Raw genomic sequence first — 17976 nt, forward strand, 5'->3', positions numbered from 1 at the left:
ATGATGAAAAGGGGGAAAGTTCAAATATCTAGGGGTTGGTCGTATGACCATTTATGCGGAATTGGACACGCGGGAGATATGGCTCTCGCCTTTCTGTGAGGATCTCTTCTCCTCCTTCCTCCGTTCCGACCAGCGCCGATGGGGCGAGGTGTACGTCCAGGGCCTGCTCTCGGTCCCCGGCCGCAAATCGATCCGGCGCATCTCCGAGCAGGTGACGGGCCGGCCCGTCGACCAGTGCCTGCAGCAGTTCGTCAACCAGAGCCCCTGGGACTGGCGGCTCGTCCGGCAGCGGCTGGCGCAGATCCTCGTCCAGGCCGTCCGCCCCAAGGCGTGGGTGCTCGAAGAGGTCGTCTTCCCCAAGAACGGCGCCAAGTCGGTGGGCGTGGCCAGGCAGTTCGTGCACTCCGCCGGGCGGCTGGTCAACTGCCAGCTCGGCCTGGCCGTCGTGCTCGTGGGCGATGAGGGCGGGTGCCCGGTCAACTGGCGCCTGCTGCTGCCGCGCTCGTGGGACGAGGACGAGGAACTGCGCAGCGGCGCGCGCCTGCCCGACCAGGAGCGCAGCCGGCCGGCCTGGCGGCACCTGCTCCAGGCGATCGACGAGATGGTGATCGACTGGGGCCTGCCGCCCGCGCCCATCGTGGCCGACGCCAGGGCGATGCCGGGCGTGGAGTCGCTGCTCGGTGGGCTGGCCGAGCGCGGGCTGCCCTACCTGGTCCGGGTCTCGCAGCACACCATGCCCTCGATCGGCCCCGGCGCCGTGGTCCGCCCGGTGCTGGAGCCCGCCCGGCCGCGGCTGCAGGTGGTGTCGGGGCGCGCGCTGCCGCGCCCGTACGAGCCGGTGCACAGCTGGCGCAGCGTCGGCAACCGCTCGATGTGGCTGACCGACCTGGGCCGGAACCGGGTCCCCGACCTGGCGGGGCTGATCAAGCTGCGCAACCGGGCGGTGTCCGAGCTGTCCGCGGTCTCCAGGGAGTCGGGCCTGCACCACTTCGAGGGCCGTTCCTTCCAGGGCTGGCACCACCACGTCACGCTGGTGTCCGCCGCCCACGCCTACCGGCTGCTGCGCGGCCGCGACGGAAGGAAGGCGGAGGACCTGTGCCTGTCCCCGCATGGGTGACCGAGCGGCTGTGCGGCGTCGAGCTGTTCCGCGGCCTCAACGCGGAACAGCTCGAATGGGTCGCGCGCACGGGCCTGTTCATGGAGCTCTCCGACGGGGACGCGCTGTTCTCCGAGGGTGAGCCGGCCGACGCCTTCTACGTGCTGCTCGGCGGCCAGATCGTGGTGACCAAGATGGTCGGCGGACGGGAGCAGGTGCTGGCCAGGCACACCGGCGACAGCATCGAGCACCAGTTCATCGGCGAGCTGCCGCTGCTCACCAGCGCCGAGTACCTGGCCAGCGCGCTGGCCGTGGGCTCCGCCCGGGTCGTCGCCTACGACAGGGACGGCTTCTTCGAGATGCTGGAGCGCTGCCCGCCCGTGTCCAGGGTGCTGCTGCCGGTGCTGGCCGGGCGGATCAACGCCATGGAACGGCAGGCGGGCCGCAGCCGCATGCTGGAAGGGCTGGGCATGCTCGCCGCCGGGCTGGCGCACGAGCTGAACAACCCGGCGGCGGCCGCCATGCGGGCCACCCGCGACCTGCGCGACCTGACGCCGCGACTGGCCGAGGCCGCGGTCGCGTGGGGCCGGGCCTGCGACGACGCCGAGTGGCGGCTGGTCGCCCGCGTCCAGGGCGAGCTCACACCCAGGGTGCCGCTGGACCCGCTGGCCGAGGCCGAGGCGGCCGACGAGGTGGCCGACTGGCTGTACGAGCGCGGGCTGGTGGACGCCGCCGACCTGAGCGACGTCCTGGCCGAGCACGGCGCCTGCCCCGCCCGGCTCGACGAGCTGGCCGCCGGCCTGCGGGCGGAGGTGTTCGAGCCGGCGCTCACGTACCTGACCAGGGTGCTGCGGGCGGCCTCGCTCACGCGGGACGCGGCCGAGGCGGGCCGGCGGGTGGTGGAGCTGGTCGGGCGCACCTCCGCCTACGCCAACCTCGACCGCGCGCCGGAACGCGAGGTGGACCTGCGCGAAGGGCTGGAGGCCACGCTCGCCCTCATGGCGCCGAAGCTGCGCGGCGTACGGGTGCGCCGCGACTACGCCGACCTGCCCGACATGAAGGCGTTCCCCAGCGAGCTCAACCAGGTCTGGACGAACCTCATCGACAACGCCGTGGACGCCATGAACGGCGAGGGCGAGCTGGCGATCAGCACCCGGCGCGAGGGCGGGCACGCCGTGGTGGAGTTCCGCGACGACGGGCCCGGCATCCCCGGCGACGTGCTGCCCACGGTGTTCCAGCCCTTCACCACCACCAAGGAGCTGGGCAAGGGCACGGGGCTCGGCTTGCACGTCAGCATGGACATCGTGGCGCAGCGGCACGGCGGCACGATGGAGGTCACCACCCGCCCGGGGGAGACCCGCTTCGTGGTCAGGCTCCCCCTGAGCCGCCTCCCGGGCGGCTCGGGTACCGGCGGCCCTGAGGACGGCGCCCCGGCGGCGCGGACGCCCGGGGCTCAGCTCTCCGAGTGATAGCGGTGGATCATGGACACCGCCATCGCGCCCTCGCCCACGCTGGAGGCCAGCCGCTTGACCGAGCCCGCCCGCGCGTCCCCCGCCGCGAACACGCCGGGCACGCTGGTCTCCAGCAGCAGCGGCTGGCGCGGCAGGTCCCACGCGGGCAGCTCGGCGGCCGGCCCCAGGTCGGGCCCGGTCAGCACGAAGCCGCGCTCGTCCCTGCGCACCATGCCGTCCAGCCACTCCGTCCTGGGCCTGGCGCCGATGAAGACGAACAGGTGCTCGGCCTCGTGCGTGCGGAGCGCGCCGGTCGCGCCGTCGCGCAGCACGATGCGCTCCAGCCGCTCGGAGCCCTCGGCGCCGACCAGGTGCGTGTTCGTCATGACGGTGATGGCCGGATCCGCCTGGATCTCGTCGACCAGGTAGGCCGACATGCCGTGGGACAGGCTCGCGGCGCGGACGACCATGGTGACGTGGCCGGCGTGCTTGGCGAAGTGCAGGGCGGCCTGACCGGCGGAGTTGGCGCCGCCGACGATCCACACGGGCCGGCCGACGCACGACTCGGTCTCGGTCAGCGTGGCGCCGTAGTAGATGCCCGCGCCCTCGAAGCGGCCGGCGCCGGCGGCGTCGAGACTGCGGTAGGACAGGCCGGTCGACAGCAGCACGGTGGCCGCCGTGATCTCCTTGCCGTCGGACAGGTGCAGCACGCACGCCCGGCCGGCCCGGCTCAGCCGCTCGGCCTCGACCGGGGCGAGCACGTCGACGCCGAACCTGCGCGCCTGCGTGACCGCCCGGCTGGTCAGGTCGACCCCGGAGATGCCGGAGGGGAAGCCCAGGTAGTTCTCGATCCTGCTGGAGGTGCCCGCCTGGCCGCCCGGCACGTACGCCTCGATCAGCAACGTGGCCAGGCCCTCGGAGGAGGCGTAGACCGAGGCGGCCAGCCCGGAGGGACCGCCGCCGACGATGGCCACGTCGTAGTGGGGATGGCTGAGCCGGCTGGACAGGCCCAGCGCCTCGACCACCTCGGCGTGCCCGGGCCGGACCAGGGAACGCCCGTCGGGCAGCGCCACCACGGGCAGGTCGGCCTCGCCGCCCGTCCCCTCCTCGAACCTGAACGGCAGGCGATGGCGGGTGAGCAGGTCGCGCAGCCGGTGGGTGGCCGGCGCGAACCGGTGGCCGACCAGCCGGATCCCCTGGTACGGGGGCTCGTAGCCGGACTCCCAGTCGGCCAGCAGCTCGTCGAGCACCGGATAGAGCCGCTCCTCCGGCGGCTCCCACGGCTTGACGAGGTAGTGGTCGAGCCGCACCTCGTTGATCGCGGAGATCGCGACGCTGGTGTCGGCGTAGGCGGTCAGGAGCACGCGGCGGGCAGTGGGGAAGCGCTCGGCCGCGGCGGCCAGGAACTCGATCCCCGTCATCCCCGGCATCCGCTGGTCCGACAGGATCAGCGCCACCTCCGCGCGGCGGTCGAGCAGCGTGTCGAGCAGGCGCACGGCCTCGGCCGGCGATCTCGACGCGAGCACGCGGTAGCGCTGCTGGTAGGCGTGGGACAGATCGCGCCGGACCGCGCGGAGCACATGGTCGTCGTCGTCCACGGCCAGCAGGACCGGCCGGTGCTGCTCGGGCATCACGACCCTCCAGAATCGGCTGACGACCATTCTGCCGCCTTTTCCGTAAGCAGGCCCGGGACACCTGACGAAGTATCAGGTCATTTGCCGGACTTGACGGAATAGGTGGGCCGGCCTTGTCCGTGAAACCCGGCGATTGTTTCAATTCGCTGTATGACGCGCACCATTCTTATTATTCTCTCCGAGTTCGGATATTGGGGAGAAGAGCTCGTCGGGCCGCTGACCGCCTTCGACCGGCAGGGTTACCGGAGCGTGTTCGCCACTCCCACCGGCAAGCGGCCCCAGGCCCTGCCGCCCAGCCTCGATCCCGGTTACGTGGACCCGCCGCTCGGCCGCTCGGTGACCACGCCTGAGGTGGCCGTCGCCGCCAGGCAGGTGGACGAGTCCGACCGGCTGGACGATCCGCTCAGCCTGGCCGAGTGGATCCCGGAACGGCCGTACGACAGCGAGGACGGCCACCTGCGCAAGGTCGAGGCCTACCACCGCGAGCTCGGCCGGGTGGAACGGGACATCGGCCGCTACGACGCCCTCGTCATCGTGGGCGGCAGCGGGCCGATCGTCGACCTGGCCAACAACGGCCGCGTGCACGACCTCATCCTCGCCTTCGTCCGGGCGGACAAGCCGATCCTGGCCGAGTGCTACGGCATCGCCTGCCTCGCCTTCGCCCGCGACTGGGAGGACCGCATGAGCATCCTGCGGGGCAAGCACGTCACCGGCCACTGCAAGGAGTACGACTACAAGGACGGCACGGGGTTCCTCGGCGTGGACTTCAACATGGGGCCGCCGCCGTACCCGCTGGAGTACATCCTGCGCGACGCCACCGCGCCGGACGGGCGCTACCACGGCAACGTGGGCAAGGAGACCTCGGTCATCGTCGACTACCCGTTCGTGACGGGGCGCTCCACGCCGGACTCGTACCTGTCCGGCGAGAAGCTGGTCGAGGTGCTCGAAACCGGCCTGCGCCGCTACGGCTGGTGAACCCGTGAGCAGCCGCCCGGCCAAGAGGGCCGTCTTCGAGCAGTTCGCCGCCGACGGCATCACCGTGATGTTCGGCAACCCGGGGACGGTGGAGCAGGGCTTCCTCGACGTCCTGGAGGAACTGCCCGACTTCCGGTACGTGCTGGCCCTGCAGGAGTCCGCCGCGCTCGGCATCGCCGACGGCTACGCCAGGGCGACGGCCGGCCCCGCGCTGGTTCAGCTGCACACCGGCGTGGGCCTCGGCAACGGCGTCGGCATGCTCTACCAGGCCAAGCGCGGCCACTCGCCGCTCGTCGTGATCGCCGGCGAGGCGGGCGTGCGCTACGAGGCGATGGACGGCCAGATGGCCGTGGACCTGGTGGCGATGGCCACGCCCGTGACCAAGTACGCCACCAGGGTCACCCATCCGGGCTCGGTGCTGCGGGTGCTGCGCCGCGCGGTCAAGACGGCGATGACGCCGCCGCGCGGCCCGGTCTTCGTGGCGCTGCCCATGGACGTGCTGGACGCGGAGACCGACGAGCCCGCGCTGCCCAGCACCATCCCCAGCCGGGCGACGGTGCCCGTGCCTGAGGAGCTGGACCGGGCCGCCGCCGTGCTGCGCGCGGCCCGGCGCCCGGTGGTGCTGGCCGGGGACGGCGTCGCGGTGTCCGGCGCGCAGCCGGAGCTGGCCGCGCTCGCCGAGGCGCTGGGCGCCCCGGTGTGGACGGTGAACTGCTCCGAGCTGGTCATCGACACCACCCACCCGCTGCACCGGGGTGACCTCGGCCACATGTTCGGCGAGCACAGCGCCGCCGCCGTGGCGGACGCCGACGCCGTGCTGGTCGTCGGCACCTACCTCTTCCCCGAGGTGTTCCCGCTGCTGCGCAGCCCCTTCGCGGAGGGGTGCCGGATCGTCCACGTCGACCTTGACGACTACGAGATCGCCAAGAACTTCCCCGCCGAGGTCGCCCTCGCCGCCGACCCGAAGCCCACCCTGGCGGCCCTGGCCGCCCGGCTCGGCCCGGCGCGCCCCCTGCCCGGACGGGCGCCGGCCGAGCCGTACGGGGCGGGCATGATGGACCTGTTCGCCGCCGAGCTGGCCCGGCGGGCCCCGGCGGACCTGGTGCTCTTCGACGAGGCGCTGACCGCCTCGCCCGCCCTGCTGCGGCACCTCCCCCCGCGCCGGCCCGGCTCCTACTTCCAGACCAGGGGAGGCTCGCTCGGGGTCGGCCTGCCCGGCGCGATCGGGATCAAGCTGGCCCGCCCCGGCAGCGAGGTGGTCGGCTTCACCGGCGACGGCGGCAGCATGTACACGATCCAGGCCCTGTGGAGCGCCGCCAGGTACGGCGTCGCCGCCCGGTTCGTGATCTGCGACAACCGCCGCTACCAGCTTCTCGACGACAACTTGGAGCAGTACTGGCGCGAGCGCGGCATCGCCTCGCATCCCCACCCCGAAGGCTTCGACCTGGCCCACCCGGAGATCGACTTCGTCCGGCTGGCCAGGAGCCTCGGGGTCCCCGGCGTCAAGGTGAGCAAACCCGCCCAGGTGGAGTCCGCCGTCGGGCGCATGCTGGCCGAGCCGGGGCCGTTTCTGGTGCATTTGATGACGACGTGAGAGGGACACCGTGAGTGAGAAGCGACTGGCGGGCCGCACCGTCGCGATCCTGATGGAGAGCGACTTCGTCGAGCAGGAGTTGCACTACTACGAGCGGCGCTTCACCGAGGAGGGCGCCCGGGTGGAGTTCCTCACCCGGTTGTGGGGCCAGGACGCCCTCACCTTCCACGGGCACGAGTTCCAGGAGCCGTTCACCGTGACGGGAGACCTGGAACGTGCCGATCTGTCCGGCATCGACGTGCTGATCGTGCCGTCGGGCATGGTGTCGGACCGGTTGCGCTACACCGAGGACGTGCACGAGCTCGCCCCCGCGGTACGCCTGCTGCAGGCGGCCTTCGCGGACCGCCGCATCGTCAAGGGCATCATCTGCCACGGCCTGTGGCTGGCGGCCCCCATCGCCGAGGTGGTCAAGGGCCGCCGCGTCACCTGCCACAACAACCTGGTCGGCGACGCCCGCAACATGGGCGCGCTCTACACCGACCAGGACGTGGTGGTGGACCGCGACCTCGTCACCGGCCGCACGGCCGGCCACTGCGCCGAGTTCGCCCGCATGATCATCGACCTGGTCGCCGCCGACTCGACCGCCGAGCGCGCCTACCGGCCCGACTTCACCTTCTCCGACCTGGTGGCCGGGTACGTGACGAGCTTCGCGGACGGCGTGATCGGCCTGCGCACCAACGACGGCCGCGCGGTCAAGGTCCGGCTCACCGACACCACCTCCGCCCAGTTCCTGCGCAACCTGGCCGAGCCGTACCTGGACGCCTCGGGCCACCTTGACCAGCTGCTCACCCCGGGCGGCTACGTGTTCGCGCACGGCATCTTCTATCCCGAGGGCGGCGCGTACACCGTCGAGGCCAAGGCGCTGACCTTCCTCGGCAAGCAGCCGGGACAGTACACCTTCGAGCAGCCCGACTGGTGGGTGCGCCAGATCCGCGAGCTGGGCCGCTTCTACCGCAAGGCCCAGTTCGGCGACGGCCCGATCGACTACGCCGCCTACCGGACGCAGCTGCGGCTCGGCGGGGAGAAGGGCGAGCAGGTCGTGCAGGAGACCGACACGATCTCCCGCATGGTCTACGGCATGTCGTCGGCGTACATGCTCACCGGCGAGGAGGACTTCCTCGACGTCGCCGAGCAGGGCGCCGCCTACCTGCGCGACCACATGCGCTTCGTGGACCGCGACGAGGACGTCGTGTACTGGTACCACGGCGTCGAGGTGCGCGACGGGGCCGAGCGCAAGCTGTTCACCTCCGAGTTCGGCGACGACTACGACGCCATCCCGATGTACGAGCAGATCTACGCCCTGGCCGGCCCCACCCAGCTCTACCGGCTGACCGGCGACCCGCGCATCGCCGCCGACATCGACGGCACCCTGCGCCTGTTCCAGCGCTTCTTCCGCGATCCCGAGCTGGGCGGCTACTACTCCCACATCGACCCGATCCTGCTCAGCCCGCACCACGAGTCCCTGGGCCCCAACCGGTCCAGGAAGAACTGGAACTCCGTCGGCGACCACGCGCCCGCGTACCTGATCAACCTGCTGCTGGCCACCGGCGACGAGCGGCACGCCGACATGCTGGAGGAGACGTTCGACCTGATCGCCGAGCACATGCCGCGCAAGGACAGCCCGTACGTGCAGGAGCGCTTCTACGCCGACTGGACGCCGGACACCACCTGGCACTGGCAGCAGGACCGCGCGGTCGTCGGCCACAACCTCAAGATCGCCTGGAACCTGATGCGGATGATGTCCATCAGGCCCAAGGAGCGCTACCGCGACCTGGCCGTCGAGATCGGCGAGAAGATGCCGCCCTTCGGCAGCGACCCGCAGCGCGGCGGCTGGTACGACGTGGTCGAGCGCAAACTGGGCCCGGGGGAGCACATCCACCGCTTCGTCTGGCACGACAGGAAGGCCTGGTGGCAGCAGGAGCAGGCCATCCTCGCCTACCAGATCCTGGCCGGGACGGCCGGCGGTGCGGAGTTCGAGCGCCGGGCGCGCGAGTCGGCCGCCTTCTACAACGCCTTCTTCCTCGACCACGACGAGGGCGGCGTCTACTTCAACGTGCTCGCCGACGGCCACCCGTACCTGCTCGGCACCGAGCGGTTCAAGGGCAGCCACTCGATGAGCATGTGCCACGCCGCCGAGCTGTGCTTCCTGGCGACCGTCTACCAGCGGCTGCTGCTGGACAGGAAGCCGCTGACGCTGCACTTCCGCCCGCGGCCCGACGGGTTCACCGACCGGGTGCTGCGGGTGGCGCCCGACGCGCTGCCCCCCGGCCGGGTCCGGCTGGACTGGGTGGAGGTGGACGGCACGCCGTACCAGCTGTTCGACGCCGCGGCGATGACGGTCAAACTGCCCGACTCCGCGTCACCGGTGACCGTGCGCGCGCATCTCGCGCCGGTGGAGGACTGACATGAGCATGGAACTACGGCACCAGATCAGGAACGGGGTCACGGTCGTCGCCCTCGACGGCCGCCTCGACAGCGAGACCGCGCCGCGCGTCCAGCAGGACCTGCGCGCGCTGCTGCCCGGCGAGGGCCAGGTCGTGCTCGACCTGAGCGGCACGGTCTACATGTCCAGCGCGGGCCTGCGGGTGCTGCTGCTGATCTACCGGCACGCGCAGAGCGGCTCGCTGCGGTTGGCGCTCACCGGGCTCACCCCCGACGTACGCGCGATCATGGACGCGACGGGCTTCCTCGGCTTCTTCACCGTGGTGGAGTCCGTCGACGAGGGTGTGGAGGCGTTGACCGTATGACCACCCTGGAGCCGATCGACGCCTACCCCACGCAGCGGATCTCCGGATTCTCCGTCCGCGCGGGGCGGTCGCTGCCGTTCGGCGCCACGCGGGTGCCCGGAGGCGTCAACTTCTCCGTCTTCTCCAACCACGCCACCTCCGTGACGCTCGTGCTGTACCGCTCGGGCGAGGCCGAGCCCATGGCCGAGCTGCCCTTCCCCGAGGCGTTCCGGGTGGGCAGCGTCTACGCGATGACCGTCTTCGACCTCGACGTGGAGAACCTCGAGTACGGCTACCGCGTGGATGGCCCGCACCAGCCCTGGCTCGGCCACCGGTTCGACGCCACGAGGGTGCTCAGCGACCCGTACGCGCGGATGCTGACCGGCGCCGGCCCCTACCGGCACCGCTCCCGCGTCGCCCTCGACGACTTCGACTGGGAGGACGACCGCCCGCCGCGCCTGCCGCACGAGGACCTGGTGATCTACGAGCTGCACGTGCGCGGCTTCACCCGGCATCCCTCCTCGGGGGTGTCGGCGCCAGGCACCTACGCCGGGCTCGTGGAGAAGATCCCCTACCTGAAGGAGCTGGGCGTCAACTGCGTGGAGCTGATGCCGGTCTTCGAGTTCGACGAGAGCGACAACATCTTCACCGGCGTGAACTACTGGGGTTACAGCCCGATCGGGTTCTTCGCCCCGAAGGCGTCGTACGCGACGACCGGGCGCGAGCACATGCAGGTGGACGAGTTCAAGCACCTGGTGAAGGAGCTGCACAGGGCCGGCATCGAGGTGCTGCTCGACGTGGTGTTCAACCACACCGCCGAGGGCGACGAACGCGGCCCTTCGATCAGCTTCAAGGGCCTGGACAACGCCACGTACTACATGCTCACGCCGGATCGGCACTACTACAACTTCAGCGGCACCGGCAACACGCTCAACTGCAACCATCCGGTCGTGCGCGGGTTCGTGCTCGACTGCCTGCGCTACTGGGCCTCGGAGTTCCATGTGGACGGGTTCAGGTTCGACCTGGCCGCGATCCTCGGCCGCGGCCCCGACGGCGAGCTGCTGCACAACCCGCCGCTGCTGGAGTCGCTGGCCTACGACCCGATCCTGCGCGACTGCAAGCTGATCGCCGAGGCGTGGGACGCCGCCGGGCTCTACCAGGTGGGCAGCTTCCCCGACTACAGCAGATGGTCGGAGTGGAACGGCCGCTACCGCGACACCGTACGCAGGTACATCAAGGGCGACCTCGGCGTCACCGGCGAGATGGCCACCCGGATGGTCGGCTCGCCCGACCTCTACAGCCGCAGGGGGACCGCGGCCACGGTGAATTTCATCACCTCGCACGACGGCTTCACCCTGCGTGACCTGGTCTCCTACGACCACAAGCACAACGAGGCCAACGGCGAGGGCAACAGGGACGGCGACGACACCAACCACTCGTGGAACTGCGGGCAGGAGGGCGAGACGGACGACCCGGCCGTGCTGGCCACCCGCGCCCGCCTGACCCGGAACGCGCTGCTGCTCCTGCTGGCCAGCAGGGGCGTGCCCATGTTGCTGGCCGGCGACGAGATCGGCCGCACCCAGCTCGGCAACAACAACGCCTACTGCCACGACGGGCCGCTGACGTGGTTCGACTGGGGGCTGCGCGAGGAGAACGCCGACCTGTTCCGCTTCACCCGGCGCGCCATCGCCTTCCGGCGCGCCCATCCGGTGCTCAGGGGCGGCTCGCCGGGCTCGGTCCACTGGCACGGCGTGCGCGCCTGGTCGCCGGACTGGTCGGGGCACTGCCGGGTGCTGGTCGCCATGTTCGACGGCGGCGGCGACGACTGCGTGTACGTCGCCGCCAACTCCCACTGGGAGGCGCACGCCCTCGAACTGCCGGCGCCGCCGCGCGGCCTGACCTGGCACCTGTTCGCCGACACCGCCGCCGCGCCGCCGGAGGCCGCGTACGAGCCGGGCCGCGAGCCGGCCCTGGCCGACCAGACGCGGTTCGTGATCGGCCCCAGAAGCGTCGCGATCCTGGTCACGCACTAGTTGGAGGAAGAGGAAGTGTCATGAGTTTCAAGATCAACATGAACGTGGAAGGCGACACCGCCACGATCCGGCTGGCCGGCGAACTGGACGGCCGCTCGGCGCCCGAGCTCAACGACCTGGTCAGCCAGGCCGTGGGCCGCCAGGTGGCCAAGCTGGTCCTGCTGCTCGACGAGCTGACGTACATGTCGTCCGCGGGCGTGCGCTGCCTGGTGTTCGCGCACCAGAAGTTGCCGCGCGGCTCGGAGATCACCCTGGTGGGCACGCAGCCGGAGGTCGCCGAGACCATCCGGCTCACCGGCTTCGACCGCAGCATCATGATGCGGTGATGCTCGCCTGCCGGCTCAGGATTGACGGCCAGCACGCGTCCATGGCGGGCGTGGTGGCCGACTTCGTGGAGGTGCTGGCGGGGGAGGCGGGGCTCGACCCCCGCCAGACCTACTGGCTGCGGCTGGCCACCGACGAGATCACCACGAACATCGTCCAGCACGGCTACCGGGGAGCGGCGGGCGTGGTGGACATCGCGGGCGAGGTCGACCAGGACGAGGTACGGGTGCGCATCGAGGACGACGCGCCGCCCTTCGACCCGGGCGGCTACGACCCGGAGCCGCGGCTGTCCGTGCCGCCGCACCAGCGCGACGAAGGCGGCTACGGCCTGCTCCTGGCCATGGGCAAGGTCGATGAGTTCCACTACGAGTTCGCCGACGGCCGTAACCGCAACACGTTGATCATGCGACTGCGAGGAGGCTCCGATGCCGACGGCCCTGGTCGTCGCTGAGCCGGGCAACACCGGCTCCACGGCCGTGCTGGAGCTCGACGGGGCGCTGCGCCTGGAGGGCTTCGAGGTCGAGCACGCCGTGCCCGACGACCTGATGCTGAACCGGCCCAGCCCCGACCTGCTGCTCGTCTCGGCCGCGCTCGGGCTGCAGCGGGTGGCCCTGCTGTGCCAGCGCTTCGTGGTCGACGGGCGCACACCCACCGTCGTGGCCTTCCCCGACGACGACATCGGGGCGCTGGAGGAGTGCGTGCGCGGCGGCTTCGACTACGTCACCCGGCCGTTCCTGCCCAGCCTGCTGCGCAGCCGGGTCAACTCCTGCTTCGAGCGGTGGCAGCTCAGCAGCACCGTGGAGGAGATGGCCGCACTGGCCAGCCTGCGCGAGTACGAACGCGAGCTGAGCATCGCCCGAGAGATCCAGGCCGGGTTCCTGCCCGAGTCGATGCCGGAGCTGGACGGCTGGGAGATCGCGGCCAGCTTCCGCCCGGCCAGGCAGGTGGCCGGCGACTTCTACGACGTGTTCACCCTGGTCAACGGGCGCAGGCTGGCGTTCGTGGTGGCCGACGTGTGCGACAAGGGGGTGGGCGCGGCGCTGTTCATGGCGCTGATCAGGACCCTGCTGCGGCACACCGCCGAGCACACGGGGCTGGTCCAGCTCTCCGGCGACGACCTCACCGCCGTCGTCGGCGGCGCCTCGTACCCGGCGCCGCTGCCGCTGCTGTCTTTGGGGGCGGGGCCGCTGGTGCAGGCCGTGGTCGGGACCAACCGGTACATGGCCCGCAACCATCTGAAACAGGGCTACTTCGCCACGATGTTCTTCGGCGTGCTCGACCCCGGGTCGGGCGACCTGGTCTACATCAACGGCGGGCACAACCCTCCTGTCATGGTCCGCGCCGACGGGCGGCAGACCCTGCTCCCGCCGACGGGGCCGGCCGTGGGGATCCTGCCGGACAGCTCGTACACGCTGGGGCACGTGCGGCTCGGGCCCGGCGACGCGCTCTTCACCTACACCGACGGCGTGGTCGAGGCCAGGAACGCCGACCACGGCCTGTACGGCACCGCCCGGCTCCAGGAGGTGCTGGCCAGGCCGGGCGTGAACGCGGGGGATCTGCTGGAGGCGGTGGACAGCGCCGTACGCCACTTCGTGGGGACCGCCGAGCAGTCCGACGACATCACCACGCTGGCACTGCGCAGGACACCGCGGTGAACCGGCCGGTCATGAGACGCACGCCATGAAACATTCGGCGGTGAGATGCCTGATCTGACCGGACATTCGCGGAACGCCCGGTGAACGTCCGGTCATGAGGCCTTGACTGAGCGGCCGGGAACCGCGTCCGAATCACCGCGTCCGCGGCCGCCGCCGGACGAAATGCCGTCGTCACGCGGAGGTGATGTCAATAATCGGTTAAGGCACGCCGAATTCGCCTTTCCGAATCCCGTCAGACCGTGCCCGAATAAGAAAACGGCGACGGTGACAAATCGCCCGTGCGGCTCCTAGACTCTGGGGGCGGATCCGATCAGTGATGCCTAGGGGGTCGTACGGGGGTTACGTGTCAGGGGACATCTGGAGCCGGCAGGAGCTCGCCCGGTTCTTGAAGAGCCGCCGGGCCCGGGTCACGCCGGAGCAGGTGGGGCTGCCGGCGGGCACGTCGCGCCGGACGAAGGGACTGCGCAGGGAGGAGGTGGCCGTGCTGGCCGGGCTCAGCCCGACCTGGTACACCTACCTCGAACAGGGCCGGGACATCAAGCCCTCGGTCCAGGTGCTCGACAGCCTGGCGCGGGTGCTCGACCTCACCGAGGACGAGCGCCGCTACCTGCACACCCTGGTCCACGGCCAGGTCACCAACCCGCAGCCGCTGGCGGGGCAGGGCTGGACCGGCGGCGTGATCGACCTGGTGGTCGAGCTGATGGGGCACAGCGAATATCCGGTCTACGCCACCGACATCTACTGCGACCTGCTCGCCTGGAACGAGGCCGCCGCCGAATGGTACGAGGACTGGTCGCGCCTGCCGCCCGGCCACCAGAACATGCTGCACTGGATGCTCTGCTCGCCGCTGGCCAAGGAGCGGCTGCCCGACTGGGAGAGCGACACCCGCGACATCATCGCGCGGTGGCGCTCCGAGCTGGCCAAGTGGCCGCACGACGAGCGGGTCACCAGGAAGATCGCCGAGTTCGCCCGGCTCAGCCCCCTGTTCGCCGGTCTGTGGCGCAAGCACGACGTGCAGGAGCACCGCAGCCTCACCCGGCGCTTCCGCCATCCCCGCCTGGGCGAGCAGACCCTGCGGATGGCCCTGATGATCACCCCGGACGACCCGCTCGTGGGGCTCGTCGTGCACTGCCCGTTGTGAACGGCATATGCATAACCGGGTCCAGGATTCGGCATTGCGTTATTTCATAATTGACAACCAGAGTGCTCGCTCCGACCTTAGGTGATGTCGTGAACACCCAATCAACAGGGGTGCGCGGGTGCGTCGCCGGTATTTCCGATGGTCTCGCGCGCGGATGGGAATGGGCGCATGAACGTCAAGCATGGGCGAGATCCCATCGCCATTGTCGGCGCCGGCTGCCGGTTACCCGGCGCGCGAACTCCCGGTGAGCTCTGGCGGATCGTCAGCGAGGGCAGGGACGTGCTCGGCACGATCCCCCAGGACCGGTTCGACGTCGAGCACGGCGCCGCCCGCAGGCGCCGCGACGTGCTCAGCGGCGCGGGCGGCTATCTCGACGACGTCGCCGGGTTCGACGCGCGCTTCTTCGGCGTCACGCCGTTCGAGGCGCTCCGGCTCGACCCGCAGCAGCGCGTCCTGCTCGAAGTCATCTGGGAGGCCCTGGACGACGCCGGCATCCCGGCGGAGAGCCTGGCGGGCAGCGACACGGGGGTCTACGCCAGTCTGCAGCCCTCGGGCTACTGGGACCTGCTGCGCCGCTCGGGCATGTACGACATGCACGCGGCGCTCGGCGCGGCCGTCGCCGGGATCTTCCCCGGCCGCGTCTCCACCCTGCTCGACCTGCGCGGGCCCAGTATGGGCCTGGACGCCGCGTGCGCGACCTCCCTGCTCGCGGTGCACGTGGCCTGCCGGGCGCTGTGGTCGGGCGAGGTGGAGCTGGCCATCGTGGGCGGCTCCAACCTGCAGCTCGTCCCCGACCTGTACTTCTCGCTCGGCGACGCGGGAGTGATCTCCGGCTCGGGCAAGTGCCGGTTCGGCGACGTGTCCGGCGACGGGTACGTACGCAGCGAAGGGGTCGTGTCCCTGATCCTCAAGCCGCTGGCCCGCGCGCTGGCCGACGGGGACCGGCCGTACGCGGTGATCCTGGGCGGCGCCGCCACGCACGACGGCCGCACGGGCCCGTCCCTCGTCGCGCCCGGCCTCGAAGGGCACAAGCAGATGCTGCGCGCCGCCTACCGCGACGCGGGGGTCGCGCCGGCCGACGTCGACTACGTCGAGGCGCACGGGCCAGGCACGCACACCGGCGACAGCACCGAGCTGGCCGCGCTCGACGCGATCATGGGCGAGGGCCGGGAGGACGGCAGGCGCTGCCTGGTGGGCTCGGTCAAGTCCAACATCGGGCACACCGAGTTCGCGGCCGGGCTGGCCGGGCTGCTCAAGACGGCCCTGGCGGTGCGGCACCGGATAGTGCCGGCGACCCTGCACGTCGAGGAGCCGCACGCGGTCCTGCTCGACCCCGGCACGGCCGTCGAACTGGCCCTGTGCACGCAGGACTGGCCGGACCGGGCGGCGCCCGCCGTGGCCGGGGTCAGCTCGTTCGGGATGTCGGGCACCAACATCCACCTCGTGCTCTCGGAAGCGCCCCAGGCCGCCCCGCCCGTACCGGCCCGGCCCCGGCCCAGCCGCGTGCTCCCGCTGTCGGCCCGCGACCCGCACGCCCTCCGCGCCCTGGCCACCGCCTACGCCGACCTGCTCGACCCGGTCGCGCCCGCCGTCCGCGCCGACCCGGCGGTGCCCGCCGGCCTGCTCGGCTCCACCCCCGAGGTGGGCGACGTGTGCTTCAGCGCGGGGGCGCGGCGGTCGCACCACGATCACCGGCTCGCCGTGACGGGGGAGGACGCCCGGTCGCTGGCGGCGGCCCTGCGCGGGTTCGTCCGCGACGGCGGGGACGTGCGCCGCGTCACCGGAGCGCCCAAGGTGGTCTTCGTCTTCCCCGGGCAGGGCGGCCAGTGGGCGGGGATGGGGCGGCGGCTGCTGGCCACCGAGCCCGGCTTCGCCGCCCACCTGCGCGCCTGCTCGCAGGCCGTGCACGCCGAGCTGGGCTGGTCGCCGGCGGACGCGCTGCTCGACGGCGAGCCGCTGACCCGCGTGGACCGGATCCAGCCGGCCCTGTGGGCTGTGCAGGTCGCCCTGGCCGCCCTGTGGCGGGAGTGGGGCATCGAGCCCGACCTGCTCATCGGCCACAGCATGGGCGAGATCGCGGCCGCGGTGACCGCGGGCGCGCTGAGCGTGGCCGACGGCGCGGCCGTCGTCGCCAGGAGGAGCCGGGTGCTGAGCCGGCTGGAGGTCCCCGGCGCCATGTGGGTGGTCGGTCTCGGCGAGGAGCAGGTCCGCGCGGCCATCGGCGAGGAGGCCGGGCGGGCGTGTGTGGGCGTGGTCAACAGCAGGCACTCCACCGTGCTGTCCGGCGACCCCGCCGCGCTGGAGCGGATCGTCGAGCCGCTGCGGGCCCGGGGTGTGTTCTGCCGCCGGGTGGAGGTGGACTACGCCTCGCACGCTCCCCAGGTGGAGCCCGTACGCGAGCGGCTGCTCGGCGAGCTGGCCGGCCTCCGCCCCGGCCCGTGCGCCATCCCCGTGCACTCCAGTGCCTGGGACCGGGTCGTAGGGGGAGAGGAGCTCGACGCCTCCTACTGGTTCGAGAACCTGCGGCTGCCCGTCCGCTTCGCCGACGCCGCCCGCGCCGCGCTCGCCGACGGCCGCCCCACGCTGTTCGTCGAGCTGAGCCCGCATCCCGTGCTGGGCTCCGCGCTGGAGGAGGAGATCGAGGCCACGGGCGCCAGGGCCGACGTGGTGACGTCGCTGCACCGGGACGAGCCCGACTGCGCCGCCCTGACCGCGGCGCTCGCCCGCGCGTACGAGCTGGGCTGCCGGCCGCGGTGGGACCGCGTCCAGCCCGGCGCCGGCGTGCCACTGCCCGGCTACCCGTGGCAGCGCCGCCGCTTCTGGCCGGACGGCCCCAAGACCACGGCACGCACCAGCACCGCCACCGCCACCGCCGCCGGAATCGGGACCGGTGCCGGCATCAGCGCCCTCGCGGACGCCGGCGCAGTCTCGGGAGGTCCCGCCGGCGTGGGCGCGGAGGACTCCGCCGTCATCGCCGGGGCGAGTCCCGCCGCCGCGGCCGGCGCCGGGGCGAAGCCGGATCTGGCCGCGCTGTCGGAGAGCGAGGTGGCCGGTCGGGTGGCCGATCTGGCGGCCCAGGTCCTGTCGCTGCCCGGCCACGAGATCGGCGTCGACGTGCCGCTCACCCTGCTCGGCCTCGACTCCGTGCTCGCCACCAGGTTCAAGGAGCGGATGAGGCGCGACCTGGGCGTGGACGTGCCCCTGCGCGACCTGCTGGGCCCGGACACCCTGCTCGAACTCGCCACCCGGTTACGCGCTTCGGCGAACGCCTGATAGATAAAACCGCCCGAAAAACCGTATATCGCCAAAAATACTGCTCATATCGAAATATCGCGCTAAGTGGTATT

At 71.7% G+C, this 17976-nt stretch carries 13 protein-coding genes; 12 read left to right on the forward strand and 1 reads right to left on the reverse strand.

The genetic code is table 11. The features are described from left to right. Positions 1–43: 43 nt before the first annotated feature. Together OIE67_RS55425 and OIE67_RS13845 are read left to right on the forward strand one after the other, a co-directional pair. Positions 44–1117: an IS701 family transposase gene (locus tag OIE67_RS55425; protein WP_393276638.1), complete on the forward strand. Its 1074-nt coding sequence runs from the start codon at positions 44–46 to the stop codon at positions 1115–1117. Then, on the forward strand, positions 1096–2565 hold the full coding sequence (locus tag OIE67_RS13845) for a sensor histidine kinase (protein WP_326640199.1): 1470 nt from the start codon (positions 1096–1098) through the stop codon (positions 2563–2565). The genes OIE67_RS55425 and OIE67_RS13845 overlap by 22 nt, the downstream gene beginning before the upstream one ends. Here the strand turns inward: OIE67_RS13845 and OIE67_RS13850 are convergent. Further along, positions 2550–4178 carry an FAD-dependent oxidoreductase gene (locus OIE67_RS13850; protein WP_326640202.1) on the reverse strand — a complete coding sequence of 543 codons (1629 nt, stop codon included), beginning with the start codon at positions 4176–4178 and terminating at the stop codon, positions 2550–2552. The genes OIE67_RS13845 and OIE67_RS13850 overlap by 16 nt on opposite strands. Positions 4179–4331: 153 nt before the next feature. On the opposite strand from OIE67_RS13850, the gene OIE67_RS13855 reads away from it, so the two are divergent. The 10 genes from OIE67_RS13855 (at position 4332) to OIE67_RS13900 (ending at position 17902) form a co-directional block, all read left to right on the forward strand. Next, positions 4332–5156: a type 1 glutamine amidotransferase domain-containing protein gene (locus OIE67_RS13855; RefSeq protein ID WP_326640204.1), complete on the forward strand. Its 825-nt coding sequence runs from the start codon at positions 4332–4334 to the stop codon at positions 5154–5156. 4 nt (positions 5157–5160) lie between these two features. Continuing rightward, entirely contained in the window at positions 5161–6750 is a 1590-nt protein-coding gene (locus tag OIE67_RS13860) for a thiamine pyrophosphate-binding protein (protein WP_326640206.1), read from the forward strand. A 10-nt stretch (positions 6751–6760) separates the two neighbouring features. Beyond that, on the forward strand, positions 6761–9154 hold the full coding sequence (locus tag OIE67_RS13865; protein WP_326640208.1) for an AGE family epimerase/isomerase: 2394 nt from the start codon (positions 6761–6763) through the stop codon (positions 9152–9154). A gap of 1 nt (position 9155) precedes the next feature. Next, positions 9156–9497: an STAS domain-containing protein gene (locus OIE67_RS13870; protein WP_326640209.1), complete on the forward strand. Its 342-nt coding sequence runs from the start codon at positions 9156–9158 to the stop codon at positions 9495–9497. Then, positions 9494–11509: a glycogen debranching protein gene (locus OIE67_RS13875; RefSeq protein ID WP_326640211.1), complete on the forward strand. Its 2016-nt coding sequence runs from the start codon at positions 9494–9496 to the stop codon at positions 11507–11509. Before OIE67_RS13870 ends, OIE67_RS13875 begins: the two co-directional genes overlap by 4 nt. Before the next feature lie 20 nt (positions 11510–11529). Further along, positions 11530–11835, forward strand: coding sequence for an anti-sigma factor antagonist (locus OIE67_RS13880; protein WP_106249939.1), 306 nt, complete (start codon positions 11530–11532; stop codon positions 11833–11835). Further along, positions 11835–12284 (forward strand): ATP-binding protein, encoded by a 450-nt coding sequence (locus OIE67_RS13885; RefSeq protein ID WP_326645351.1) that lies wholly within the window; start codon positions 11835–11837, stop codon positions 12282–12284. The genes OIE67_RS13880 and OIE67_RS13885 overlap by 1 nt, the downstream gene beginning before the upstream one ends. Next, positions 12259–13488, forward strand: a complete 1230-nt coding sequence (locus OIE67_RS13890) for a PP2C family protein-serine/threonine phosphatase (protein ID WP_326640214.1) — start codon at positions 12259–12261, stop codon at positions 13486–13488. The genes OIE67_RS13885 and OIE67_RS13890 overlap by 26 nt, the downstream gene beginning before the upstream one ends. A gap of 343 nt (positions 13489–13831) precedes the next feature. Next, positions 13832–14629: a helix-turn-helix transcriptional regulator gene (locus tag OIE67_RS13895; protein ID WP_326640216.1), complete on the forward strand. Its 798-nt coding sequence runs from the start codon at positions 13832–13834 to the stop codon at positions 14627–14629. Positions 14630–14797: 168 nt separating this feature from the next. Further along, complete coding sequence (locus OIE67_RS13900) at positions 14798–17902, forward strand: type I polyketide synthase (RefSeq protein WP_326640218.1); 3105 nt, start codon at positions 14798–14800, stop codon at positions 17900–17902. The last annotated feature ends 74 nt before the right edge of the window (positions 17903–17976 follow it).

Source organism: Nonomuraea fuscirosea, assembly GCF_035917475.1.
Taxonomy (GTDB): Bacteria; Actinomycetota; Actinomycetes; order Streptosporangiales; family Streptosporangiaceae; genus Nonomuraea; species Nonomuraea fuscirosea.

What these genes read in the sequence shown, in the direction of transcription:
- OIE67_RS55425 (WP_393276638.1), top strand. Translation starts at nt 44, where the DNA reads ATGACCATTTATGCGGAATTGGACACGCGGGAGATATGGCTCTCGCCT.
- OIE67_RS13850 (WP_326640202.1), bottom strand. Translation starts at nt 4,178, where the DNA reads ATGCCCGAGCAGCACCGGCCGGTCCTGCTGGCCGTGGACGACGACGAC.
- OIE67_RS13855 (WP_326640204.1), top strand. Translation starts at nt 4,332, where the DNA reads ATGACGCGCACCATTCTTATTATTCTCTCCGAGTTCGGATATTGGGGA.
- OIE67_RS13870 (WP_326640209.1), top strand. Translation starts at nt 9,156, where the DNA reads ATGAGCATGGAACTACGGCACCAGATCAGGAACGGGGTCACGGTCGTC.
- OIE67_RS13875 (WP_326640211.1), top strand. Translation starts at nt 9,494, where the DNA reads ATGACCACCCTGGAGCCGATCGACGCCTACCCCACGCAGCGGATCTCC.
- OIE67_RS13880 (WP_106249939.1), top strand. Translation starts at nt 11,530, where the DNA reads ATGAGTTTCAAGATCAACATGAACGTGGAAGGCGACACCGCCACGATC.
- OIE67_RS13885 (WP_326645351.1), top strand. Translation starts at nt 11,835, where the DNA reads ATGCTCGCCTGCCGGCTCAGGATTGACGGCCAGCACGCGTCCATGGCG.
- OIE67_RS13890 (WP_326640214.1), top strand. Translation starts at nt 12,259, where the DNA reads ATGCCGACGGCCCTGGTCGTCGCTGAGCCGGGCAACACCGGCTCCACG.
- OIE67_RS13900 (WP_326640218.1), top strand. Translation starts at nt 14,798, where the DNA reads ATGAACGTCAAGCATGGGCGAGATCCCATCGCCATTGTCGGCGCCGGC.